The sequence below is a fragment of the Kitasatospora gansuensis genome (assembly GCF_014203705.1).
GTDB lineage: Bacteria > Actinomycetota > Actinomycetes > Streptomycetales > Streptomycetaceae > Kitasatospora > Kitasatospora gansuensis.
Genome location: NZ_JACHJR010000001.1, coordinates 8,087,312 through 8,110,816, shown reverse-complemented (window position 1 = coordinate 8,110,816; position 23,505 = coordinate 8,087,312). Strand labels below are relative to the sequence as shown.

Below are 23,505 nucleotides of genomic sequence, written 5' to 3'. Positions count from 1 at the left end.
ATAGCCTCGGCGGATGACTCGAACTGGCCGGTACCGGTGGCGCGCGTGGATGCGCCGCGCTGCTACCACTGTGCTGTCGGCGACCGCCCTTATGTCGATGGGCCGGTGAACTCTCCCGCTCCAGCGGCCGGTTGATCCGCCACGGGGCGGCCAGTCGCCGACTGTCTCCGCCGCCTGGCCACAACGGCCGATTGACAGCACGGAGTTGAGCGGCCCTCCCCTCGCGGGCCAGCCGGCCGGACTATCGTCGCTGGCTCGGAGTCGCCAGGGGAGGACACAGATGTACCAGGAGCCGAGGATCGACAGGGCCGCCCTGATCACCAAGAACGTCAAGGCCGTGCTCGCCGGCCTGTCCGAGCTGCACAAGATCTACCTGCGGCGCCCGGTCGGGGGGCCGGCGCCCGTGCTCGACGATGCTCAGAGTCTGGCCGACCTCGAGCTGGTGGAGGGGATCGCCCAACGGGCCGTCACCGAGTTGCGGTACGACAAGGCGCTGAACGAGGACAGCACTCCGGACTACCTGCGGGTGAGCCTGGAGAAGCTGGTCCAGGAGATCCGCCGGGTGTCGACGGGGCACGAGCGGCTGCCGGGCCGGAAGGCGCGTGCGGCCGTGGGTGCCTGGCTGCAGGCCGAGAGCGACGTCCGCGAGGCCTTCGAGGACCTGCGCTGGCGGCTGGCCACCCAGCTCGCCGTGCTGGACGCCGAGGCGGCCGCCCTGCTGCCGAAGCCGCCCGCCCCGAAGGTGCCGCCGACCGATCAGCAGGTGCTCACCGAGCAGTTGGGCCGGGTGATCGGCCGGCCCGCGCCCGCCGGGACCGAGCCGACGGTTCGGGCCTACCTGGTGATCGGCGGCGTCCTCTACCGGGGGGACAACGACGGCCGCACGGTGTCCGACGCGACCAAGGACCTGCTCGAGGAGCTGGTGACCAGGCTGGAGAAGTGGACCGTCTCCGGCTGCGCCGAGGTGCACGCGCTGGACGTCTACGCCCGGAGCCGGAACCTGACCACCGCGGACCAGATCCGGCACGCGTTCACCCGCGCACCGGGCAACGTCACCGGCGCGGTGATCGGCGCGATGGACGCCGAGGGACGCTCGGGCCGGTACTGGGTCAAGCGGACCCCGTGCGACAACTGCAGCCAGTGGTTGCCCCAGCTGGGGATCACCCCCGACACCACGGGTGCGAAGCGCTGAGCTGACACCCGGTCAGCGGAAACGGGCGGCCCCGACCTGCGGGGCCGCCCTAAAAGCTACAGCTGCTACCAGGAACCCCACGGGACGTTCCAGCCGCTGAGGCCGTTCTCCGGGGAGACCGTGTCGCCCTTGGAGTTGACCACCTTGACCACGTCGCCGACGATCGTCGAGTTGTAGAACTTGCCGGCCCGCGAGCCGTCGCTGCCGCCCTCGACGTCCTGGACGCCTATGCAGCCGTGGCTGCCGTTGGCCGAACCGATCGAGCCGCTCCAGTAGTTGCCGTGCACGTAGGTGCCGGAGTCGGTGAGCCGGATCGCGTGCGGGACCACCAGGTCGTACTCGTCGCCGGAGCCCGCGCGGGTGACGCCGTTCGAGGTCATCCGGGTGGTGCCCTCCATCGCCTCGGCGACCATGACGCCGCCCCAGGTGTCGAAGCCCGACTTGCCGCCGGTGATCGGGACGGTGTCGGTGACCTGGCCGTCCCGTTCCACGGTCATCCGGTGCGAGTTCAGGTCCACGGTGGATATCTGGGAGCGGCCGATGGTGAACGGCTCGTCCTTGTCGGCCCCGCCGTACACGCCGGGTGCGGTCTCGACGCTCTTCAGGCGGCGGTGGACGGTCACCTTGGTGCCCGGGGTCCAGTACTTCTCCGGCCGGAAGTCCAGCCGGTTGTCGCCGAACCAGTGGCCCTTGACCACGGTGCCGTCCGAGGCTTCGACGGTGATGCCCTTGAGGACCGCGTCCTTCTCCTTGACCGCCTTGTCGAAGCTCACCGAGACGATCATCCCGACGCCGTAGGACTGGCCGTCGTTGATGTTGTCGCTCGTGCCCGCGTCCTTGGTCGGGGTGAGCGTGCTGAAGCTGCTCTCCGCCGTGGCGGTCACGCCCGAGGCGTCGGCGGCCCGGGCGCTCACCGTGTAGGTCGAGGAGACCTCCAGGTGGCCGGCCGTCGGGGCCCAGCCGAGGCCGTCCGCGGTGACCGCGCCGGGCACCTCCTTGCCGTCCTGGCCGGTCACCTTGACGGTGGTCAGCTTGCCGCCCGTCGCCGACACCTTCAGCGCACCGGCCGGCTTGACGTCCTTGGCGCCGTTGGCCGGCTCGATCGAGACCACGGCGGCCGACCCGGTCGGCTTGGCCGGCGGGGCGCTCGGCAGGGCCGCCGCGGCGTTGCCCGCGGCGGGCGCGGCCGCACTCTTGCCCTCGCTGCACCCCGTGGCCGTGGCCATCAGCACCAGCGCGCCACCGAGCGCCCCCACCGCGAGGCCCCTGCGCATCGACTTCACTTTCGCCACTCCCCCAACACTCCACCCGGCAGACCGATCCACTCATGATCGACCTCTCAGATCTTTACACGCTCCATCGGGCCGAAAAGGTCGCGCCCGGAGGTCACGGTTCGGCTCCGGTTCTCCACGCGAGGAACCCGCCTGCCAGGATCCGCGGCCGTCCGGGTGACCCTGCGGCCCCGCCGCCCGGGAACTGACGGCCCGTCGGCCCAGCCTGGAAGTCCGCGCCGTCGAGCACGACTCACTGGAGCCGGACATGAGTGTTTCCTCCCTCGCAGAGTCCAGCGCCCTCCGACTGGCGCCCACCCCGACCACACCAGAGGCGGTGCCCGGCCTCTCCTCGGCGGTCGAGACGGCGGCGGCCGCCGCCGTGGACGCGTCCAAGGCCGGCAAGGACAAGGAAGCCGCGGTCGCGGCGGGCACGGAGGCAGCCGTCGCCGCGGGCACCGAAGCCGCCGCAGCAGCGGCCGCTGCGGCCGAGGCTCCGTCCAGCGTGGGCCCCAGTGCGCTGACCCAGCTGGTGAGCTTCGTGCCGACCGAGACGCTGGCCCTGTACGTGGCGGTCGACACCGCGCTGGGCGAGGCCAAGGCACCGGCCGGCGGGCTCGCCTGCCAGGCCGACTTCTCGGCCCGGTGGTGGTGGCTGCTCGGGCTCTTCCTGGCCACCGTCGCGCTGACCATCGGGCTGAGCTACCGCAAGCAGGTGGAGGCCACCCCGGCCATCCCGTTCATGTTTCCCTGGGTGGAGGTGCTCGCCGGATCGGTGGCGTTCCTGATCTGGGCGCTCTCCCTGCCGGGCACTCCGCTCCGGACGTTCTGCGGCTACAACCCCTCGAACTGGGGCCCCGTCCTCCTGCTGGCCGGCACCATCGGCATCGCCACCACGCTCTACGTCTTCGGCAAGACCGTCACCTGGACCAAGGTGCTGAAGCAGTAGCCGCCGCTGTCGGTCCGTCAGTGAACCGTCGGTGCGGAGGTGCAGCCCTCCGCGCCGTGACTGGCCGACAGGTGTCCGCAGGCGACGGCGTGCTGCCCGGTCGTGGCGGCGAGCATCGGCGTGGCCACGGCCGCTCCGGACCGGACCTTGGCGTCGGCGGTCCGGCCCTGCGCGTCGGTGACGGTGATCCGGTCGTACAGCGCGGCGCTCGTCAGTTCGCCCCACTCGGACTGGCAGGAGGCGCTGAAGCGGAGCACCACCCGGGCCGCGGCCACCTGGGCCGCGCCGGTGGTGACCGCGTCCAGATCGCATCCGCTCGCCACCGGGTCCCGCCCCGCGCAGGACTCGGCGTGGCACGGCCCGGCCGTCCCGCCCTCGGCCGACGCGGCCTGCGGGACGCCGTCCCGGGCCTCCGACGCTCCCGGGCCGTTCAGGACACCGGCCAACGCGACCCCGGCGAACACCGCTCCGACCACCGCCAACACCGCCCCGACCACAAGGCCCCGACCCGACCGCCCCGCCGCCGAGTCCCCGGCCGGGAGCGCCGCACTCTCCCCCGCGTCCCGCCCTGCCGGCGCCGGCGCGGGTTCCACGGTCGCCGTCCCGACGGCGGGCGGCGCCGCTTCGCTCCGCGCCCGGTCCGCCAACTCCCAGGCGGCGATCAGCCGCTCCCGCTCGGCTCCGACCACGGCGCCGAGCGCCGCGACCACCTCGCGCGGCGGAAAGGCCTGCCCGTTGAGGTAGCGGCTCCATGCCGACTTGCTGCATGCGGTCTTGGTCGCGAGCGCCGCCAGGCCGAGGCCGCTGCGGTCCTTGAGGTCGCGCAACCGCAGCACCAGGTGGCGCAGTTCGGGTGTGGTGCCCGGCGGCAGCGCCTGCCACTGTCCCATGGACGTTCTCCGTCCCGCTCGCGTCCCGCTGGGACGGGCGTCCCCGCAGGTCAGGGCAGTGCCCGTCCCGCCCCGTCCCGCTTGTCCGTTCGACTCTACCCAACCCTGCCGCGCCGAGCTGACGCTTGGTCACATCGAGGCCGCCCCGGACGGATTGGGGCCGCCGGTGATCCCGTCCGCAGCGGACGGGACGCAACCACGAGGAGGACGCGATGAGGACACGCATGCACCGGCTCGCCGCTGTCGCGGCGACAGCCGCCGCGACGGTGGGGGTACTGATCGCGGTACCGGCCACGGCCCAGGCGGCCGAGAAACCGGTCGACTGCGCCGTCGCCGGCTCCGTGCTGCACAGCAAATGGACCTACGCGGTGCCGTCGCACGGACAGGTCACCATCGGCGGTCCGCTGACCTACTGGATCTCCGGCCGGGCCGGCACCAACAACTCGGTGTCCTTCGCCGAGCGCACCGGCAGCGGCACCACGCTCTGGTCCTGGTCCGCCGCCCACGTCCCCAGCTACGGGGTCTACCGCGTGCACGTACCGGCCCGTTCCGTCCCGCTCGCCCAGCGGCCGACCGTGCAGTCGAAGGGCACCTTCCCCGTCCCGGGAAGGTCGTCGGCCAGTTGCACGGCGGTCGCCCGCCTCGGCTGGTAGGCCGACGCACCGCGTCCCGGCACCGGAAAGGAGTGCTCCGATGAAACCGCCCGGACGACGGTCGGCAGTCCTGCTGCTGACGGTCGCCACGGTCCTCGCCGCCGGTACGGCGCTCGCCCTGTCCCGGCCGCCGGGCGAGGGCGGCCCGGCCCCGGCAGCCGGCCCGCGCCCGGTCGTGCTGGACGCCGACGAACACGGCTCGCTGGTGCTCGATGAGGGAGCGGGTGAGGTGGTCGGTTACGGCGCGGACGGCGAAATCCGCTGGCGCAACCGGGAGTTGGCCGACCGCCTGTACGTCTCCTGCCTGGCCGCCTGCCCCGATGCCGTGGGCTCCGGCGCGAGCCCGGGGACCGCCGCGGCCCCGGCCGTCTGGCAGGTCGGCGACCGGTCCGCGGCCGACCCCTCGGTCGGCGGGGTGGTGCTCTGGGCCGGCGACCCCGAGCACCTCCTGACGGCCTCGGACACCGGTACGGGCCGGACCCGGATCGAGGCCCGGGCCCCCGGGAGCGTCGAGGTCCGGGTGGTGGACGGCGGTGATCCGCACCTGTACCGGGCGGCGGACCGCCGGCACGGACTGCTCGTCCTCTCGGCCGGGCCCGATCGGTCGAGCGAACTGACGGTCCGTCGTACGGCCGAGCGGTGGGAGGTCTCGGAGGCCGCCACCGGCGGGATCCGCGGCGCCTGCCTCACCCCCTCCGGCGACCAGGCGGTCCGGTACGGGCCGACCGACGTACGCCGGAGCAGCGCGGCGGGCGGCGGCGAACTCACCGTACCGGTGGGCGAGGTGGGGCACTGCGCGGCGGCGGGCGACCAGCTGCTCGTGCAGCGGTTCACCGGCGGCGAGGGCGAGGGCGAGGGCGAGCAGACCGTCACCGAACTGTGGGACGCCACAGCTCGGCTCCGGTGGACCCGGACCACCGCCGGAATCCACGCCGCCGAACTCGACCCGGCCGGCACGGCCGTCGCGCTGCCGACCGACGCCGGGGTGCTGGTGCTGGACACCGCCGGCGCCGAGCTCGGCCGGTACCCCGGTGCGACCGACGCCCAGTACGTCTCGCCGGGCTGCCTGCTGGTGCTGGGCCCGGGCTCGGCACCGGCCACGCACTGCACGACCCCGGCCACAACCGCCGCGCAGAGCCGCCGATGACCGTCCGTCGGCACTCCCCGGCAACACCGTCCGCCCGTGGGCCGCCCGCCTGGGGCCCGCACGTCCCGATCCGCACATCCACGCACCACCACATCTGATGGAGGAACACCTCATGCGTATAACCATCCGCGCGGCCCAGCTCCTGACCGCGGTCGTCGCCCTGTTCGGCCTGGCCTTCGCGGCCACCCCGGCCAGTGCCACCACCGGCTCGGGGACCTGGAACCTGCCCGGCGGCGACCGGTGGCAGGTGAACGCCTGGCACTGCGGCGTCTACCAGAGCGACTGCAGCTGGTCCGCCTCGACGAAGCTGCTCGGCAACAGCCCGGCCCGCGCCAAGTCGATCCAGAACCGCGCCGAGCTCGAGGCGCACGGCATCCGCGCCAGCATCAAGATCTCCAAGGCCCCCAGCGCGACCCTGACCATGAAGAGCCGCTCGCTCGGCGAGGTCCGCTGGCGCAACACCAACACCTGGATCTCCGACACCAGTGGCTCGATGCACCCGGGCGGGATCACCTCGTACGTCTCCGTGCGCAGCTGCGGCTCCGGCCAGGTGACCTCCTCGATCAACGTCTCGGAGAAGTGCGTCTACGCTGGCGCCTTCTAGCAGTGCCCCGGCCGGGGGCGGCGTCCGCCCCCGGCCCTTTCTCTGTCCCCGTCCCTGGAGTTGGGCACTGCCATGACCAGACACCCCCTCACCCGCAGGTGGCGCGGGCCGCTGCTCGCCCTCGCGGGCTGCCTGCTCGCCGCCGGCTGCGGTACGTCCGACCCGTCCGCCGGCCAGGGGCCGGTCACCCGGGAGCTGGCCCGGCTGACCAGCTCCGCCAACGGCCTGTACTACCCGCCGTTCCTGCGCGACGAGCCGAGCGGCGCGGAGGACAACTCGTACGCCGTCAGGATCCGCCAACTGCTCGGCGGCAAAACCAGTCTGACGCTCAGTGAGAAGTCCGCCGCGTTCCTCCGCTCGGACGCGCTGGCCGTCTCCCCGCTGTGGGGCCGCTCCTGGCTGGCCCCACTGGCCACCGCCGGGGCCGGCGGTCTGCTCACCCCGCAGGACGCGGTCGAACTGCGGGCCCTGCGCACCCCCGGCGGCTGGTTCGCCGACCCGGAGCCGGAGCCGGCCGAGGACCCGGGCCCGGAGCAGGAATTGTCCCCAACCGGGCAGGACACCCTGCGCCGGGCCGCCGCCACCGCCGCGGCCCTGGACGCGATCCGGGCCGCCGACGGGCTCACCGCCGCCGACCGGACCGCCACCCTGCCCTGGCTGCTGGACGCCGCCCGCGCCGCCCCCTCCCCGGCCGAAGCCGCCGAACTGGCGCACGCCCTGCGCCTGTTCGGCGAACGGCTCCCGCCGCCGCTCACCGCCGTCCGGCCCGCCCCGGCCACCGATCCCACCACCGTGGCGGAGGGTCAGCGCTACCAGGTGCTGCTGGACAGCTATGCCGGCACCCGGCTGGCCGAAGCCACCGGCCGCCCGTCCGGCCTCGACGCCGGGGTGTGGGCCGAGGTGCTGCGGCGCAACGCCGACTCGCTCGGCTACCGCGACCTCTACCTCGCCACCGCCGTCGCACGGGCTGCGGGCGCCACTCCGGCCGCACTCGGGGCGGTCGCGGCGCGGCTGGACCGCGACACCCTGCCCGACGGGACGGTGCGCGACCCGAGCGCGTACACCGGCAGCCCCGAGGCGGCGCTGTGGGGGCTGCGGCTGCGGGCGCTGGCCGGTGAGCCCACCGAGGACGCCGCCCAGGCCAAGGCGCTGCGTGAGGTGGCGGCCGACCCGCAGAAGATGGCCTCGCCCGCCGTCCGGCTCTCCGTCGCGGCCGCCCTCAAGTTCGCGGGCCCGGACCAGGCGACGGCCGCCACCCGCGCGCTGTGCGGCGACGGCCGGGCCGTGCCCGGCGAGGTCACCCCCGAGACCGCCGAACCGTGGTCCCGCGCGGCCCTGGCCTGCGCCGAACTCGACGCCGTGCCCGCGGACCCGGCCGTCACCCCGTGGGCGCTGGACACCCCGGAACGGGCCACGGCCGCCGCCACGTTGGTGACCACGCTCGCCGACATCCACGACGCGACCACCGACACCCGCCACTCCCCCGCCGCGGCCTGGGTCACCGCCGCGGCACTACAGCCCTGGGCGACCGCCCCCGAACGGTTCACCTCCGTCGGCGGGTACGCCACCGTGGCCCGCGCCTACCTGCTCGCCGGGGGCAGCACCGACGACCGGCTCCGGGCGGCCGTCGGCCACGGCGCGGAGGCGTACCGGGGCTGCGCCCAACTACCGGACCTCTACCGCGCGGACACCACCGAGCCGGGGTGCGACCTCAAGGCGACCTGGGCCGCCTGGAAGCTCCGGATCCAGCTGGGCAGTCCCCTCCCGCCCTTCGACACCCCCGCCACCGGCAGGAAATGAGCACCCGTCAATGACCACCGCACCCACTGCACCCAGCGCACCCACCGCGCACCTGAGCGCGCGCGGACTCTCCAAGTCGTACACCCTCAACGGGCAGCGCGTCCCGGTCCTCGACGACGCGACGCTGGAGCTGACGCCCGGTCGGATCACCGCCCTGGTCGGGCACTCCGGCTCCGGCAAGACCACCCTGCTGCAGATCGCCGGGCTCCTGCTGCCGCCGGACCGCGGCAGCGTCCGGATCGACGGCCAGGACGCCTGGTCGCTCTCCGACCGCGCCCGGACCGGGCTCCGGCGCTCGGCCCTCGGTTTCGTGTTCCACTCCTTCAACCTGCTGCCCCAGCACACCGCGCTGCGCAATGCCGCCCTGCCCTGGGCGGGTGCCCCCGCGGACGGCCGCCGCCGCGCCGTCGAGCTGCTCGACCGGGTCGGCCTGGCCGACCGGACCGGCCACCGCCCCGGCGAGCTCTCCGCCGGTGAGCAGCAGCGGGTCGCCCTGGCCCGCGCGCTGATCAACAACCCCGGCACCGTCCTGGCGGACGAGCCGACCGGCAACCTCGACACCGCCAGTGAGCGCCGGATGCTCGCCCTGCTGCGCGAGGTCGCCGACGAGGGCCGCTCCGTCCTCCTGGTCACCCACAGCGCCGCGGTGGCCGCCGTCGCCGACGAGGTGCTGACCATGACCGACCGCGCGCCGCGCCGGACCCGCTCCGCCCGCCGGGCCCAGCCCGCCAGGCCCCCGAAGTCGGCCGGCCGCTCCGCCCGGAAGGGGACCGCCCGGTGAACGTCCTCGCCCTCGCCGCCGCCAACGTGCTCGCCCTGTGGCGGCGCTTCCTCGGCCTCGCCCTGCTGCTCACCGTCACCACCGCCCTGTGCGTCACCGCCTTCGGCATCACCCACCAGGCCGAGACCACCGCCCGCGACCGGGTCCGCGAGGCCACCGCCAACCGCAGCGTGGTCGTCGACCGGCTGCCTGACCGCGCCGACGCCAAGCCCCTGAGCGCCGCCACCGTACGGACGCTCGCCGCCCTGCCCGCCGCCGAATCCGTCGAGCCGCGCGCCCAGGTCTCCTTCGGCTACAAGGACGACACCGTCGCCGGGGTCCTGCTGTACGCCACCACCGCCCGCGCCTCCCAGCCGCCGCCGGTGCTGGCCTCGACCCGCGCCGCGCTGTTCCCGCTCGCCGACGGCGAGATCGTCCTGCCCCGGCGCAGCCAGGGCAGCGACCTCTCTCCCCTGCTCGGCCGGACCCTCACCGTCACCACCACCCGCCAGACCGGCGACGGGGAAGGCACCGGCGACAGCGCGACCGTCACCGTCGTCGGCCTGTTCGACCCCGGGTGGCAGCTCGACGGCCCCGACGCCGCCTACACGAACGACTCCACCGTGCTGCGCTGGGCCGCCGCCAGGGCCGGGGTCCCCGAGACCGACTACCTCGACACCGTCGGCTACGGCCGGATCACGGTCGTCGCCCGCACCGCCCAGGACGTCCCGGCCCTGCTGCACGCCGTCCAGACCGCCGGCTACGCCGCCGTCTCCACCCAGCAGGAACTCACCGAACTGCCCGCCGCCCTCGACCTGATCCGGCTGGCCGGGCGCGCCCTGCTGGCCGTCCTGGCCGTCCTCGCCCTGCTCGGCACGGTCGTCCTGACCGGCGCGCTGGCCCGGCAGCGGACCCGCGAGGTCGGCATCCTCAAGGCGGTCGGCTTCGGCACCCGGCACGTCCTGACCATGCTCCTGGCCGAGACCGCCCTGGTCACCGCCCTCTCGGCCGCCGCCGGCATCACCCTCGGCCTCACCGGGGCGACCGCCGCCGCCACCGCCCTCCGCCACGACCCCTCACTCGCGCCCTACCTGCCCCACCACCTCCCCCTCCCCACCACCGGCCTGCTCGCCGCCCTCACCGCACTCCTCCTGGCCATCACCCTGCTCGGCGCCTGGCACCCGGCCCACCGCGCCGCCCGCCTGGCCCCGGGCGACGCCATCAAGGAGTGGTGAGCCCGGCCGCTCCCGCTCCCCGGACCGCCGCCAGATCACGGTCATCCCGAGGCCCCTGACCAGGTCGGCCCTACAAGGTCGTAGCTTCCCGAGCCGCCCCGCCGCCCGTAGACATGTCTCCGATGACAACCCCCCGGAGACCGTCCATGCACCGACCTGCCCTCACCAGAGACCCCTACCTGGTACTCATCCTCCTGCTCGCCGCCCTGTTCGCGGCCGTGCCTGCCACCCGTGCCGCGGCCGAGGACAGCGGCAACGCCAGCGCTTACATCGCGGGCGACTGGTTCGGCGAGGAGAAGCCGTACTACTGCGGTCCGGCCGCGGTCCAGACCGCGCTGCAGCGCCGGCTCAAGGCCGTCCCGCCCGGCCAGAACCAGATCGCCGCGACCCTGACCACCAACACCGGCGGCACCGATTCGGTCCGTCAGATCATGTGGGGTCTCAACACCTACGGGAACACCGACTGGTACCACGCCATGACGGTCAACTCACCGATGACGGCCACCCAGTCGCAAGCCTGGCGCAACGACGTCGTCTACAACATCGACCACGGCTACCCGGTCGTGGTGAACCTGGTCGGTCTGCCGGGCTCGCACCCGCCGAACTGGCCGAACCGCGAGGTGTACCACTACGTCACTGTGGTCGGGTACTTCGACTTCGGCCGCCGGCTCCGGGTGGTCGACAGCGCCGCGGGCGCCGGCGGCGGCCTGCGCGACGACTGGGCGCAGACCGAGAAGGAGTGGACCGCCGCCACCGACGACGTCGGGGTGTGGATGCGCGGCAAGGGCTACGCCGCTCACCCCGCGCCGGGTTCCGCGTCCGGCCTCGGCCCGGAGACCGGACCGGTCGTACCGTCCGGCGGCAGCTTCCTGATGTGGGGCCAGAGCGCCAACGTCCGCTCCGCACCCGGCACCAACGGCACCGTCCTGAACACCCTCCAGCACGACGCCGTCGTCAAGGTCCAGTGCCAGCGCCACGCGCAGCTGGTCTCGGCCGAGGGCACCAGCAACGACGTCTGGTCCTTCCTGCCGGAGTACCGGGGCTGGATCACCAACATCTATCTGTACGGGCCGGCCGTGCTCCCCGGCATCCCCCTCTGCCCACCGGGGATGGGCGGCACCACGGGCACCCTGTACCGGACCTGGGACACCGTCAACGTCCGTTCCCTGCCCGGCTCCTCGGGTGCCGTGCTGAAGTCGCTGCCCGGCGGGACCACGCTGAACATCCAGTGCCAGAAGCACGCCCAGGCGGTCACCGCCGAGGGGACCACCAATGACGCCTGGTCCTACCTGCCCGACCTCGGCGGTTGGATCACCAACATCTACGTCGAGGGACCGGCCTGGATCCCGGGCGTACCCGAGTGCGCCGGCGGCACCGGCACCGGTGGCGGCGCGGTCCGCACCTGGGGCAGCGGGACCAACGTCCGGTCCCAGCCCAGCACCGCGAGCAACGTGCTCAGCACGCTGCCGGGCGGCAGCAGTGTGAACGTCCAGTGCCAGAAGCACGGGCAGTCGGTCTCGGCCGAGGGCACCGTGAACGACGCCTGGTCGTACCTGCCCGACCGGGGCGGTTGGATCACCAACATCTACCTCGAGGGACCGGCCTGGATCCCGGGGGTCCCCGAGTGCGCCGGCTCCCTCGGCGGCCCGAGCGGCGGTAACCAGCGGACCTGGGGCGGCGGCGCCAACGTCCGTTCGCAGCCGTCGACTTCGAGCAGTGTGGTCGGGACCGTGGCGGGTGGCAGCACCGTCTTCGTCGGCTGCCAGTCGCACGCGCAGACGGTGTCGGCGGAGGGGACCACCAACGACGCCTGGTCCTACCTGCCCGCCCTGAACGGCTGGATCACCAACATCTACGTCGAAGGCCCCGCCTGGCTGCCGAACGTGCCGGACTGCGACACGCTGACGGTCAACCGCCTGGAGCCCAGGCCCTGACGCCTGACCCACCGTCGAACCGTCCCGCCGAGCCCGCTCCCGTCCTCCGGGGGCGGGCTCGGCGTGCTGACCGGCCGAAGTGGGCCACTCCGGAAGGCACCGTTCCGGACGGTGGCACGCACTCGTACGATTGGCCGATGACTGGTGGGCGCAGGCGCGGGCCGAGCAAGGGTGACCTGAGGGAGCAGACCATCCTGCGGGTGGCCGCCGCCATGGTCGCCGAACAGCCGATCGCCCAGATCAGCATCGACAGTCTCGCGGCGGCGGCCGGGATCTCCCGCTCGTCCTTCTACTTCTACTTCGGCTCCAAGTCCGAGGTGGTGGCCCGGCTGCTGGCGCCGGTCGCCGCCGAGCTGAGCCAGGCGCTGGTGTCCTGGAGCGAGGGCGGCGGTCCCGGCCCCGAACCGCTGCGGGCCGCGCTGCGCAGGAGCGTCGGCGTCTGGCGCGAGCACCGCGACCTGCTCCGGCAGGTCCTGCTGGACCCCGCGCCGGACCCGGTGCTCGCCCCGCTCCGGGCCCGGATGCTCGGCGACTGCATCGACCTCACCGCCGCCCTGATCCGCCGTGAGCGGGCGGCCGGGAGGGCTCCGGCCGGTCCGCCGCCGGCCGAGACCCTGGCCCGGGCGCTGAACCAGCTGACCTTCGCGGTGCTGGCCACCTCACCGCTCGGCGCGCCGGGGGACGAGGCGGAGGCCGCGGTGGTCGAACTGCTGGAGACGGTCGTCCAACGGGCCGTCTACGCCGCCACGCCCGCCTGACAGCGAGGACCCTGACGGGACGCCGCCAAACCTGTGGTGTGCATCATGTTGATTAATTTCGACACAGCGTCGATTCTGATTGCGCCCTGACAGGTCTTCGCCCGGCTGATGGGCCGACACGCGTACCCGTGGGCGGGAGAGGTGGGGGGATGGGGAGCGTCCTGGTGCACGTGGCCGCGGCCGACGGCACCGCCGTCAGCCTTGAGCTCGGCCCGGGCGACGTGGCCCGGTTCGGCCGGGGCAGCGCGGACCGTCCGGTCGAGATCACGCTGCCCGACCCGGCCGTGCCCCGGCTGGCCGGTGAGATCCGGGCCTCGGAGGACCACTGGCAGCTGAGCAACTTCAGCACCTCGCTCAGCTACGTGGTGGAGAACCCGGAGGGCGCCGGCGAGTACATCCGGATCGCGCCCCGCCGGATCGGCGCACCCGTGCCGTTCGAGTTCGCCCGGGTGGTGCTGCCCACCCAGGGCGCCACGCAGAGCTTCCAGGTGTACGCACCGGCGCACACCTACTACGACGCGCCCCCGCTCCCGCAGTCCGCCGGTCCAGCCACCCTGATGGCCTTCCCGCTGGACGAGTCGGCCACCTACTTCCTCGTGCTGGTGGCCCTCTGCGAACCCCGGCTGCGTGACATGTCGGCCTCGGCGGTGCCCACCACCCGCCAGGTGGTCGAGCGGCTGCGGACGCACGACACCTGCCCGGGGATCTCCGAACCCACCGTCAGTTTTCACATCGACTACCTGGCCCGCAACAAACTGCGGGTCCGTCAGCCGGAGAGCGGCGGGCGGCGGATGGACGGCAAACGCGAGGCCGTCGTCTCGCTCGCGCTCAGGTTCGGGCTGGTCCGGGAGGACCACCTCGCACTGCTCCCCGCCCGTCCGGCGACCCGCCTGGAGAACTCATGAACGACTGTCCCGTACCCGCTGCCGGCCGGCCGCTGCCCGACGGCGCGGTGGCCGTCCCGCCCGGCTACCGGGTCGGTGACTGGGAGGTCACCGGCTTCCTCGGCGCGGGCGGCTGGGGCAGCGTCCACCTGGCCCGGCGGGTCGGCCCCGTCCCCGACGGCGAACCGGCCGAGGCCGCCGTCAAGTTCCTCTCCACCACCGGGCTCGCCCCGCGCCAGGCCAGGGCACTGGCCGAGACCGCCGACCGCGAGGTCGCGTTCAGCCGGGCCACCGACCATCCGCACCTGATCCGGGTGCTGGGCACCGAGATCGTCTCCGACCCGGACACCCCGTCGCTGGACGGCGCGATCGCGCTGATCATGGAGCTCGCCGAGCGCAGCCTGCTCGACGCGCTCGGCCGGAGCGACCAGCCGGGCCGGGACGGCGTACCGGACGACGTACTGAGCCAGGACGGCGAGGACCCGGAGCCCGGGCTGCCGGAGGCCGGCCCGCTGCTGATCCAGATCGCCGAGGCGCTCGCCCACCTGCACGCCTCCGGCTGGGTCCACGGCGACCTCAAACCCGCGAACATCCTGCTGATGGCCGACGGCACCGCCCGGCTCGCCGACTTCGGGCTCGCCGCCCGGATCGAGGGCACCCACGGTTACGCGCCGCCGCTCGGCTCCCCCGACTACCTCCCCCCGGAGCGCCGGACCGAGCAGCTCAGCGAACGGGGCGTCATGACCCGCCCCGGCACCGACATCTGGGCCTTCGGGATCACCGCCCACCAGCTCCTCACCGGTGGCGCCCTGCCGTTCGGCGGCGGCACCCCGGCCGCCCGGGCTGCCGCCGTGCACGAGTACGGCACCGGGCGCGGCCGGCTCCGGCTGGCCGCCGAACTCCCGCCCGCCTGGCACGCCGTGCTGATCGACTGCCTGGCCGCCGACCCGGCCGAGCGGGCCCGGCACACCATGGACACCCTGCTCCCCCGGATCCGCGCCGCGGCGGCCGAGACCGCCCCGGCCCCCCGCCGGGTGCTGCGCCGGGGGCCGTGGACGGTCCTCGGCGCCGTACTCCTCGCGGGCGCCGTCACCGCGGCCTGGATCGCCTGGCCATCCGGCGACGCCGGGACCGGGCCGACCGTGGCCGCCACCAAGCCGATCCGGGTCTACAACATGGACGGCAACTGCAAGGACCTGACCGAACGGGTGCCCGCCTGCAGTCTCGGGCTGGCCCGCGACCCGCACCGCAAGTACGCCGCCGGCAACGTGGTCTCGCACCGGGTCTGGCACGACGACGTCCTGCTCACCGACTGCGTGATCAACGACGGCGACCGGGTCGAGGACGAGAACGGCATCGGCACCCCCCGCTGGTACCGGGTCTGGCTCGACTCGATCCCCGAGCACTACGCCTGGCTCCCGGCCGTCCGTACCCGGGACGACCCGCAGGCCCCGGTCTGCCCGGCCTCGGCCACCTCCCCGGCCCCCGTCTCCCCGACCCCGGCCGCAGCCGGCTGACCCGGCCCGGGCCGAGGCCCTCCGCACCCCCGTGACGGAAGGACCCGGCCCGGGTGCCCGCTACCGGCTCCTGGTCGAGCAGGTGTCGGCCCTCATGATCGAACACTGCGACGGCGCGCGGTACCTGCATTTCTGCAGGTTGCCAGCCGCCCTCCGGGATGGCAGTGCCGCTCGCCGCAGACCGCCCGTGATCAGCCCTTGTTGCCGAGCTTGAGCAGCCTGGCGGCGGCGGGTGCGGCGGCGGCCGCGCCGTGGCCGCCGTTCTGGACCTCGGCGGCCACCGCCAGGTCGCCCGCGTACGCGGTGACCCAACTGTTCGCCGCGGTCTGGCCGTTGACCTCGGCGGTGCCGGTCTTCGCGCCCGCGCCGGGGATGCCGCCCATGGCTCCCTGCGCGGTGCCGCTCTGCACGGTGCGCCGCATCATCGACTGCAGCTGGCCGAGCACCGTGCCGTTCAGCGAGCGGGCCGCCTTGGGCTGGGCCAGGCCGGGGACCAGGATCGGCTGCCGGAACGTACCGCTCTGCACGGTCGCCGCGACCGAGGCCATCGCCAGGGCGTTGGTCTGGATCCGGCCCTGCCCGATGTAGGCCATGGCGGTCTGCGCGGGGTCGGACTCCAGCGGCACCTTGGTGTCGAAGGCGGAGAGGCCGGTCTGCCAGACCAGGCCGAGACCGAAGACCTCCTTGGCCAGGGTCGGCAGCGTGCCGGCCTTGAGCCTGGCCTGACCGGCGTCCAGGAAGGCGGTGTTGCAGGACTGCGCGAAGTCGTCCTTGAGCGTGTTGCCGAGCCGCTCGTCCGGGAAGTCGTTCGGCACCGCGCGACCGGCCACGTTGGTGGTCTTCGGGCAGGCCAGCGGAGTGTCCGGGGTCATACCGGCCTCCAGCAGCGCGGCGGCGGTGAGCACCTTCATGGTGGAGCCGGGCGCGGTGGCGCCGCCGAACGCCCGGTTCTGCCCCTGCGTGGGGTTGTTGGCCAGCGCCAGGACCTGCCCGGTGCTCGGCTCGATCGCCACGATCGAGGCGGCACCGGACTGCTCCTTCACCGCCGCCTCGGCGGCCCGCTGGAGGTCGGCGTCCAGGGTGAGCTTCTGCTGCGTGCCGCCCTTCGGCTCGGTGATGACGAACAGCCGCTCGGCCGCACCCGAACCGCCCGGCTGGGTGACCACCACACCGGTGCCGCCGCTCCCCGGCGTACCCTCGCTCTCGAACCGGATCTGCCCCAACACGGCCTGCACCGAAGGGAATTCCGTCAGCGGACGACCCTTGCGGTCCACCACCTGCGACGGCGCCGCCGAGATCGGCTGCACGGCCAGCACCTTCGTACCGTCCAGCTTGGGGTGCACGACGCTCGGCTCCCAGTGCACGACGGCCCGGCCGTCGTTCAGCTTCACCATCGCGACCGTGCCGTCGTACTGCCAGGCGCTGGCCGCGCCGGTGAGCTCCACCTTCGCGTGGAAGGACAGCGGCACGGCGGTGCCCGCCGACGTACCGGAGGCGGCCGGGCCGCCCGGGGTCAGCCCCACCAGGGTCGGCTTCAAGGTGTCCCGGAACTTCGTCAGCGCGACGATCGCCGCCTCCGGCTTGTCGGTGTGCCGCCCGGCCTCCTCGTAGTCGCCCTTCGCCCAGGCGGCCAGGAACGCCGAGGCACCCTGCGCCGCGACCTCCGCCGACGGCGCCTCGGCGACCACCGCGAGAACCTTCTCGGCCTTCGGGCCCTTCGGGGCCGAACCCCCGGCGACATCGCTCACCAAGGCGTACGCCGCATAGCCGCCGCCCGCGAACATGGCCGCCGTCACTGCCGCGATACCGATCTTGGCACCGTTCTGCATCTCGAAATCCCCCGCTAATCCGTACGTGAAGAGAAAAATCTGTGAGCCGAGCCAGTCACTTGGCGGGCAGACCCGCCACCACCTGCCGCCAGGCCGGATCGAGGGCGATCGCGGACAGCTCGGGCAGGCTCAGCAGCGGAGCGTTGGTGTAGGACCGCGTCCCGTCCGCCTCCTCCTTGCCGGGATCATTGCTCGCAGCCACCATCACCTGCGACCCGTCCGGCCACTCCAGCACCGCGCTCCGGTTCTGGTCCCCTGAAGGGCCCGTCAGCTGCCGGACCGTCAGCTTCGTGCCGTCCGGCTGCCGGGTCGCGGTGCAGACGGGCGCCGCGCAGTTGGCGGAGGAGAGCAGGGAGGTTCGGGAGAAAGTGATCCCGACACCGCCCCGGTCGCTGCCCTTGGTGACGGCGAAGCCGGCGGCCAGGACCCGGGAAGGCTGACCCGAGGGCCACTGCCCGCCCGGGTCCACCCGCCACGGTGCACCGAGCTTCAGGCCGGACGGAAGCTTCCCCCGCAGCAGCTCCAGCAGCTGCGCCGAGTCGGTCGGCGGCACGGGCGCCGTGCTGCTCGGCACCGGGCCGGGCGAGGTGCTCACCGCGGCCGGCGGGAGCGGCCCGGGGGCGGCGGCCGACCCCAGCAGGCTCAGGCCCAGCCCGGTCGTCCCGACCACCAGCACCGCGGCGACCGACAGCTGGGCCTGCCGGATCCGGCGCAGCCGCCGGCCTCGGACGGCGGCCCGGTGGATCAGATCGGGGCTGTGCGGGGAGAATCCCCGCACAGTGAGGTCGAAGGCGTCGTGCAGCTCGTGGTCGGACTGCTGCTCGTGGATCACGGTGCTCTCCGGTCCGTCGGGGGGCGTGGGCTGCGGGTGCGGTGACGTCATGCCCGGCTCAGCTCTGCGAAGTCGTGGCCGAGGACCTGTCTCAGCCGCTCGCGCGCCCGGAGGCTGCGCACCCGCACCGAGCCGACGGACATGCCGGTCAGCTGCGCGGTCTCCTCCGCCGAGCGGTCCTCCCAGTAGCGCAGGACGAGGACGGTGCGGTCCTTCACCGAGAGCTGGGCAAGCGCCCCCAGCAGCGCGATCCGCAGCGCCGGGTCCTCCAGGTGGCCGACCGGCTCGGGCAGCTCGCCCGTCGGCCGCTCACCCGAGCGCCGGAGCCTGCGCTGCGAGATGAACGTCCGGGTCAGCACCGTGTGCGCGTACGCCACCGGAGCCTCGGTGCGGTCGATCCGCCGCCAGGACCGGTACATCTTCGCCAGTGTCTCCTGGACCAGGTCCTCCGCCAGGTGCCAGTCACCGGTCAGCAGGCACGCCGTGCGGAACAGCTGCCCGCTGCAGGCGTGTGCGAACTCCATGAAGTCCGCGGGTGCTTCCCCCACCAGACAGTCCTTCCGTTCTCGGTTGTCACAGCACCCACGCCACGACACCGGAAGGACGTTACACACTCGCCCGAAAAACTTTTCGCCCCCGACCCACCGCCGGGCCGGGGGCCGGTTCGTCACTCGGCGGAGCTCCCGCGCGGGCGGCAGTCGCAGCCCTCCGCCCGGCTCGGGGCGGGGTGCCTGAGCAGGCGGCACAGCAGCAGATCGAGATCGAAGTGCTTCCGCTCCGACCCGATCGGGACGAGCCGTTCGGTGCGCCACAGGAATCCCCCGATGTCGCTGCTCCTGGCCCGCAGCACGGCCCCGCCGCTCTCGCCGCGCAGCGCGACGTAGACGTGCTGCGCCCCGCCAGGCCCCGGATGGACCGTCACATCGCCCACGCCCGCCCACTCCCGCACCCCCGTCGCGAGCAGCTCCCGGGCGAAGGTCCAGACGATCGGCGCGTCCAGCCCGACGTGGATGTCCAGGAACACCGCGTACGGGTCCCGCACGTCGTAGCGCAGACAGGCGGCCACCGGGACGTCGGCCCCCGGGGCCACCACGAGCTGCAGGTCGAGCGAGGTGGCGACGGTCGGAGCGCCGGGCCCCTGGACGGGCACCCTGGACAGACGACGCACCGTCACCACCCCGCCGGCGACGTGTGGTTCCCCACCGCGTCCGGTTCCGGCCGGGAGCTCCAGGGCGGCCGGACCAGCCGTTCCCACTCCGGATCGCTCCGCCCGGGGACCGTCCAGCCACGGGCCGCCCAGAGCGCGGCGAGGTGAGCAAAGATCGGAACTTGGCGGAGAAACGTTTCATCAACGGCCAAGTCGCTGGCCTCGGTAACAGTACGCACACCGAAAGAACGACCCAACCGATCCGGGGTAACCCTCCTCCTTCGCAAGGGCCATACCCGCCGGGCGCTGTGGGAAGGTGGAGACATGACCTTGGAGGACCTCGTCCGGCTGCGCCGGGCCCGCGACCAGGTGGACCGCGACTACGCGGAGCCGCTCGACGTACCGGCCCTGGCGCGCACCGCCCTGATGTCGGCGGGCCACTTCTCCCGCAGCTTCCGCGCGGCCTTCGGGGAGACGCCGTACAGCTACCTGATGACCCGTCGGATCGAGCGGGCCAAGGCGCTGCTGCGGCGGGGCGACCTGTCGGTGACGGAGGTCTGCTTCGAGGTCGGCTGTACCTCGCTCGGGTCGTTCAGCTCGCGGTTCACCGAGCTGGTCGGCGAGAGCCCCAGCGCGTACCGGGCCCGCGACCACGACGAGGGCTCCGCCGTCCCGGCCTGTGTCGCCAAGATCCACACGCGACCGGTCAGGAATGGAGAAGCAGAAGCCACGGCCCGCAAGTAGCGTGAAACGCATGGACATCAAGCTTTCACAGTGCTTCATCGCGGTCGACGACCACGACAAGGCGGTCCCCTTCTACCGGGACGTGCTCGGCCTGGAGGTGCGCAACGACGTCGGGTACGGGGGCATGCGCTGGGTGACCCTCGGGGCACCGTCGCAGCCGGACGTGGACATCGTGCTGGAACCGCCGCTGGCCGACCCGAACGCCTCCGACGCCGACCGGGAGGCCGTGGCCGAGCTGCTGGCGAAGGGCCTGCTGCGCGGCGTCATCTTCGCCACCGAGGACTGCGACGCCACCTTCGAACGCATCCGCGCCGCCGGCGGCGAGGTGCTCCAGGAGCCGATCGACCAGCACTACGGCGTCCGCGACTGCGCCTTCCGCGACCCGGCCGGCAACATGCTGCGGTTCAGTCAGCCCCGCAAGTAGCAGCCCCGACCAGCAGCCCCCGGCATCCCGCGGCGGACCCCGGCCCGACTCCTCGGCCGGGGTCCGCCGCGCGAGCCGCTGCCACCCCGGGCCGGACCGGCTTGGATACCTTGGTCACCGCGCCGAGCGCGACAGTGACGGAGACCGCGGGGGCGGTCCCGCCTGAGACGGATGGAGACACCATGAGCAGGGCCAAGCGGACGGACCCGCAGGCGTCCGCACCGCACGTCGCCGACAGCCACGATCTGATCCGCGTGCACGGCGCGCGCGTGAACAATCTCAAGGACGTCAGCATCGAGATCCCCAAGCGCCGGCTCACGGTGTTCACCGGGGTCTCGGGCTCGGGCAAGAGCTCCCTGGTGTTCGGCACCATCGCCGCCGAGTCGCAGCGGCTGATCAACGAGACCTACAGCGCCTTCGTGCAGAACTTCATGCCGACCCTGGCCCGGCCCGACGTGGACGTGCTCGAAGGGCTGACCACCGCGATCATCGTCGACCAGGAGCGGCTGGGCGCGGACCCCCGCTCCACGGTCGGCACCGCCACCGACGCCAACGCGATGCTGCGCATCCTGTTCAGCCGGCTCGGGAAGCCGCACATCGGCTCGCCCCAGGCGTTCTCCTTCAACGTCGCCTCGGTCAGCGGAGCGGGCGCGATCACCACCGAGCGCGCCGGACAGACCGTCAAGGAGCGCCGCAGCTTCACCGTCACCGGCGGCATGTGCCCGCGCTGCGAAGGCCGAGGCTCGGTCTCCGACGTCGACCTCACCCAGCTGTACGACGACTCCAAGTCGCTCGACGAGGGCGCGCTGACCATCCCCGGCTACAAGGCCGGCGGCTGGAACTACCGGCTCTACAGCGAGTCGGGCTTCTTCGCCTCCGACAAGCCGATCCGCAAGTTCACCAAGAAGGAACTGCAGGACTTCCTGCACCGCGAGCCGACCAAGATGAAGATCGCGGGCATCAACATGACCTACGAGGGGCTGATCCCGCGGATCCAGAAGTCCTTCCTGGCCAAGGACCGGGAGGGGATGCAGCCGCACATCCGGGAGTTCGTGGACCGGGCGGTCACCTTCACCACCTGCCCCGACTGCGAGGGCACCCGGCTCAGCGCGGGCGCCCGGTCCTCGAAGATCCAGCGGATCAGCATCGCCGACGCCTGCCGGATGCAGATCAGCGACCTGGCGAAGTGGGTCAGCGGCCTCGACGATCCGTCAGTGGCGCCGCTGCTCCTCGCGCTCCGGCAGACCCTCGACTCCTTCGTCGAGATCGGCCTCGGCTACCTCTCGCTCGACCGGCCGGCCGGCACGCTGTCGGGCGGCGAGGCGCAGCGCGTCAAGATGATCCGTCACCTCGGCTCCTCGCTCACCGACACCACCTACGTCTTCGACGAGCCCACCATCGGTCTGCACCCGCACGACATCCAGCGGATGAACGACCTGCTGCTGCGGCTTCGGGACAAGGGCAACACGGTGCTGGTCGTGGAGCACAAGCCGGAGGCGATCGCGATCGCCGACCACGTGGTCGACCTCGGCCCCGGCGCCGGTACGGCGGGCGGCACCGTCTGCTTCGAGGGCACCGTCGAGGAGCTGCGCTCGGCCGGTACCCTGACCGGCCGTCACCTCGACGACCGGGCCGCCGTCAAGGAGACGGTGCGCAAGCCCACCGGCGCGCTGGAGATCCGCGGCGCGACGGCGAACAACCTGCACGAGGTCGACGTCGACATCCCGCTCGGGGTGCTGACCGTCATCACCGGCGTGGCGGGCTCCGGCAAGAGCTCACTCGTGCACGGCTCGATCCCCAAGGGCGCGGGCGTGGTGTCGATCGACCAGGGTGCGATCCGCGGCTCGCGACGGAGCAACCCGGCCACGTACACCGGGCTGCTGGAGCCGATCCGCAAGGCGTTCGCGAAGGCCAACGGGGTGAAGCCGGCGCTGTTCAGCGCCAACTCCGAGGGCGCCTGCCCCAACTGCAACGGCGCCGGTGTCATCTACACCGACCTGGGGATGATGGCGGGCGTCGCGACCACCTGCGAGGAGTGCGAGGGCAAGCGGTTCGACGCCTCGGTGCTGGAGCACCGCCTCGGTGGGCGCGACATCAGCGAGGTGCTCGCGATGTCGGTGACCGAGGCCGAGGAGTTCTTCGGCAGCGGCGAGGCGCGGACGCCGGCCGCGCACGCCATCCTCCAGCGGCTCGTGGACGTCGGACTCGGCTACCTCACCCTCGGCCAGCCGCTCCCCACCCTCTCCGGCGGCGAGCGGCAACGGGTCAAGCTGGCCACCCACATGGCCGAGAAGGGCGTGGTCTACGTCCTCGACGAACCGACCACCGGCCTCCACCTCGCCGACGTCGAGCACCTGCTCGGCCTGCTCGACCGGATGGTCGACTCCGGCAGGTCGGTCATCGTCATCGAGCACCACCAGGCGGTCATGGCCCACGCCGACTGGATCATCGACCTCGGCCCCGGCGCCGGCCACGACGGCGGCCGGATCGTCTTCGAGGGCACCCCGGCCGACCTGGTCGCCGCCCGCTCCACCCTCACCGGCGAACACCTCGCGGCGTACGTCGGCGCCTGACCGGGGCCGGCCGCCCGCTCTGCCCGTGGGAGGACGGGCAGAGCGGGCGTTCGTCTGCCCTGACGTACGCACTGCCGAATCACCCGTGCCCCCCGCGGCGCTCAGGCGTTGAACCGGGTATGAAGAAGCGCAGCCTGCTCGCCGCCGCATCCCTCGCCACCGGCGTCGCCCTCTCCCTGACCGCACCCCATGCGGCCCATGCCCACGCCACCGCCGAGACCACAGAGCCGGTCGGCGCCACCACGGTCGACAGCGTCACCGGGGTCCTGCCCATCGGCGACGCCGACACCCTTTCCGGTACGGGCACGGCCGCCTCGCTCCTGCCGGCCTCTCGGATCGCGCCCTCCGCCGTCTGACCGGGC

General features: G+C 73.3%; 22 protein-coding genes. 16 read left to right on the top strand and 6 right to left on the bottom strand.

Annotated features, from left to right (window positions below; genetic code table 11):
• The first annotated feature begins 280 nt into the window (after nucleotides 1-280).
• Entirely contained in the window at nucleotides 281-1,192 is a 912-nt protein-coding gene (locus F4556_RS36585) for a hypothetical protein (RefSeq protein WP_184923962.1), read from the top strand.
• Nucleotides 1,193-1,257: 65 nt separating this feature from the next.
• On the opposite strand, the gene F4556_RS36580 is transcribed toward F4556_RS36585, so the two are convergent.
• The gene (locus tag F4556_RS36580; protein ID WP_221503789.1) at nucleotides 1,258-2,466 is read right to left on the bottom strand and encodes a L,D-transpeptidase; all 1,209 of its coding nucleotides are present in this window, start codon (nucleotides 2,464-2,466) and stop codon (nucleotides 1,258-1,260) included.
• 265 nt (nucleotides 2,467-2,731) lie between these two features.
• Between F4556_RS36580 and F4556_RS36575 the strand changes: the two genes are divergently transcribed.
• Entirely contained in the window at nucleotides 2,732-3,412 is a 681-nt protein-coding gene (locus F4556_RS36575) for a hypothetical protein (RefSeq protein ID WP_184923958.1), read from the top strand.
• A 17-nt stretch (nucleotides 3,413-3,429) separates the two neighbouring features.
• On the opposite strand, the gene F4556_RS36570 is transcribed toward F4556_RS36575, so the two are convergent.
• A complete protein-coding gene (locus F4556_RS36570) occupies nucleotides 3,430-4,302 on the bottom strand; it encodes a helix-turn-helix domain-containing protein (protein WP_184923956.1) in 873 nt (290 codons plus the stop codon).
• A 212-nt stretch (nucleotides 4,303-4,514) separates the two neighbouring features.
• On the opposite strand from F4556_RS36570, the gene F4556_RS36565 reads away from it, so the two are divergent.
• From F4556_RS36565 to F4556_RS36520, 10 genes are all read left to right on the top strand, one after another.
• Nucleotides 4,515-4,955, top strand: coding sequence for a hypothetical protein (locus tag F4556_RS36565; protein WP_184923954.1), 441 nt, complete (start codon nucleotides 4,515-4,517; stop codon nucleotides 4,953-4,955).
• Nucleotides 4,956-4,995: 40 nt separating this feature from the next.
• A complete protein-coding gene (locus tag F4556_RS36560; protein WP_184923952.1) occupies nucleotides 4,996-6,102 on the top strand; it encodes a hypothetical protein in 1,107 nt (368 codons plus the stop codon).
• A gap of 112 nt (nucleotides 6,103-6,214) precedes the next feature.
• Complete coding sequence (locus tag F4556_RS36555) at nucleotides 6,215-6,706, top strand: hypothetical protein (RefSeq protein WP_184923950.1); 492 nt, start codon at nucleotides 6,215-6,217, stop codon at nucleotides 6,704-6,706.
• A gap of 72 nt (nucleotides 6,707-6,778) precedes the next feature.
• On the top strand, nucleotides 6,779-8,506 hold the full coding sequence (locus F4556_RS36550; RefSeq protein ID WP_184923948.1) for a hypothetical protein: 1,728 nt from the start codon (nucleotides 6,779-6,781) through the stop codon (nucleotides 8,504-8,506).
• 10 nt (nucleotides 8,507-8,516) lie between these two features.
• Nucleotides 8,517-9,287, top strand: coding sequence for an ABC transporter ATP-binding protein (locus tag F4556_RS36545; protein WP_184923946.1), 771 nt, complete (start codon nucleotides 8,517-8,519; stop codon nucleotides 9,285-9,287).
• Nucleotides 9,284-10,501 (top strand): FtsX-like permease family protein, encoded by a 1,218-nt coding sequence (locus tag F4556_RS36540; protein ID WP_184923945.1) that lies wholly within the window; start codon nucleotides 9,284-9,286, stop codon nucleotides 10,499-10,501. Before F4556_RS36545 ends, F4556_RS36540 begins: the two co-directional genes overlap by 4 nt.
• A gap of 146 nt (nucleotides 10,502-10,647) precedes the next feature.
• Entirely contained in the window at nucleotides 10,648-12,435 is a 1,788-nt protein-coding gene (locus tag F4556_RS36535) for a C39 family peptidase (RefSeq protein WP_184923943.1), read from the top strand.
• 137 nt (nucleotides 12,436-12,572) lie between these two features.
• The gene (locus F4556_RS36530; protein ID WP_184923941.1) at nucleotides 12,573-13,193 is read left to right on the top strand and encodes a TetR/AcrR family transcriptional regulator; all 621 of its coding nucleotides are present in this window, start codon (nucleotides 12,573-12,575) and stop codon (nucleotides 13,191-13,193) included.
• A gap of 149 nt (nucleotides 13,194-13,342) precedes the next feature.
• Nucleotides 13,343-14,098, top strand: a complete 756-nt coding sequence (locus F4556_RS36525) for a serine/threonine protein kinase (protein ID WP_184923939.1) — start codon at nucleotides 13,343-13,345, stop codon at nucleotides 14,096-14,098.
• Nucleotides 14,095-15,594 (top strand): serine/threonine-protein kinase, encoded by a 1,500-nt coding sequence (locus F4556_RS36520; RefSeq protein WP_184923937.1) that lies wholly within the window; start codon nucleotides 14,095-14,097, stop codon nucleotides 15,592-15,594. Before F4556_RS36525 ends, F4556_RS36520 begins: the two co-directional genes overlap by 4 nt.
• A gap of 191 nt (nucleotides 15,595-15,785) precedes the next feature.
• On the opposite strand, the gene F4556_RS36515 is transcribed toward F4556_RS36520, so the two are convergent.
• The 4 genes from F4556_RS36515 to F4556_RS36500 all read right to left on the bottom strand — a co-directional run bounded on the left by F4556_RS36515 (nucleotide 15,786) and on the right by F4556_RS36500 (nucleotide 19,423).
• Nucleotides 15,786-17,423: a penicillin-binding transpeptidase domain-containing protein gene (locus tag F4556_RS36515; protein ID WP_184923935.1), complete on the bottom strand. Its 1,638-nt coding sequence runs from the start codon at nucleotides 17,421-17,423 to the stop codon at nucleotides 15,786-15,788.
• Nucleotides 17,424-17,478: 55 nt separating this feature from the next.
• Nucleotides 17,479-18,306, bottom strand: coding sequence for a hypothetical protein (locus tag F4556_RS36510; protein ID WP_184923933.1), 828 nt, complete (start codon nucleotides 18,304-18,306; stop codon nucleotides 17,479-17,481).
• Complete coding sequence (locus F4556_RS36505) at nucleotides 18,303-18,803, bottom strand: SigE family RNA polymerase sigma factor (protein WP_313069130.1); 501 nt, start codon at nucleotides 18,801-18,803, stop codon at nucleotides 18,303-18,305. Before F4556_RS36505 ends, F4556_RS36510 begins: the two co-directional genes overlap by 4 nt.
• Before the next feature lie 119 nt (nucleotides 18,804-18,922).
• Entirely contained in the window at nucleotides 18,923-19,423 is a 501-nt protein-coding gene (locus F4556_RS36500) for an SsgA family sporulation/cell division regulator (RefSeq protein ID WP_184923931.1), read from the bottom strand.
• Nucleotides 19,424-19,726: 303 nt separating this feature from the next.
• On the opposite strand from F4556_RS36500, the gene F4556_RS36495 reads away from it, so the two are divergent.
• From F4556_RS36495 to F4556_RS36480, 4 genes are all read left to right on the top strand, one after another.
• Nucleotides 19,727-20,146, top strand: coding sequence for a helix-turn-helix transcriptional regulator (locus tag F4556_RS36495; RefSeq protein WP_184923929.1), 420 nt, complete (start codon nucleotides 19,727-19,729; stop codon nucleotides 20,144-20,146).
• Between the two features lie 10 nt (nucleotides 20,147-20,156).
• Complete coding sequence (locus F4556_RS36490) at nucleotides 20,157-20,570, top strand: VOC family protein (protein ID WP_184923927.1); 414 nt, start codon at nucleotides 20,157-20,159, stop codon at nucleotides 20,568-20,570.
• 182 nt (nucleotides 20,571-20,752) lie between these two features.
• Nucleotides 20,753-23,143, top strand: a complete 2,391-nt coding sequence (locus F4556_RS36485) for an ATP-binding cassette domain-containing protein (RefSeq protein WP_184923925.1) — start codon at nucleotides 20,753-20,755, stop codon at nucleotides 23,141-23,143.
• 119 nt (nucleotides 23,144-23,262) lie between these two features.
• Nucleotides 23,263-23,499, top strand: a complete 237-nt coding sequence (locus tag F4556_RS36480; RefSeq protein WP_184923923.1) for a hypothetical protein — start codon at nucleotides 23,263-23,265, stop codon at nucleotides 23,497-23,499.
• Nucleotides 23,500-23,505: the final 6 nt, after the last annotated feature.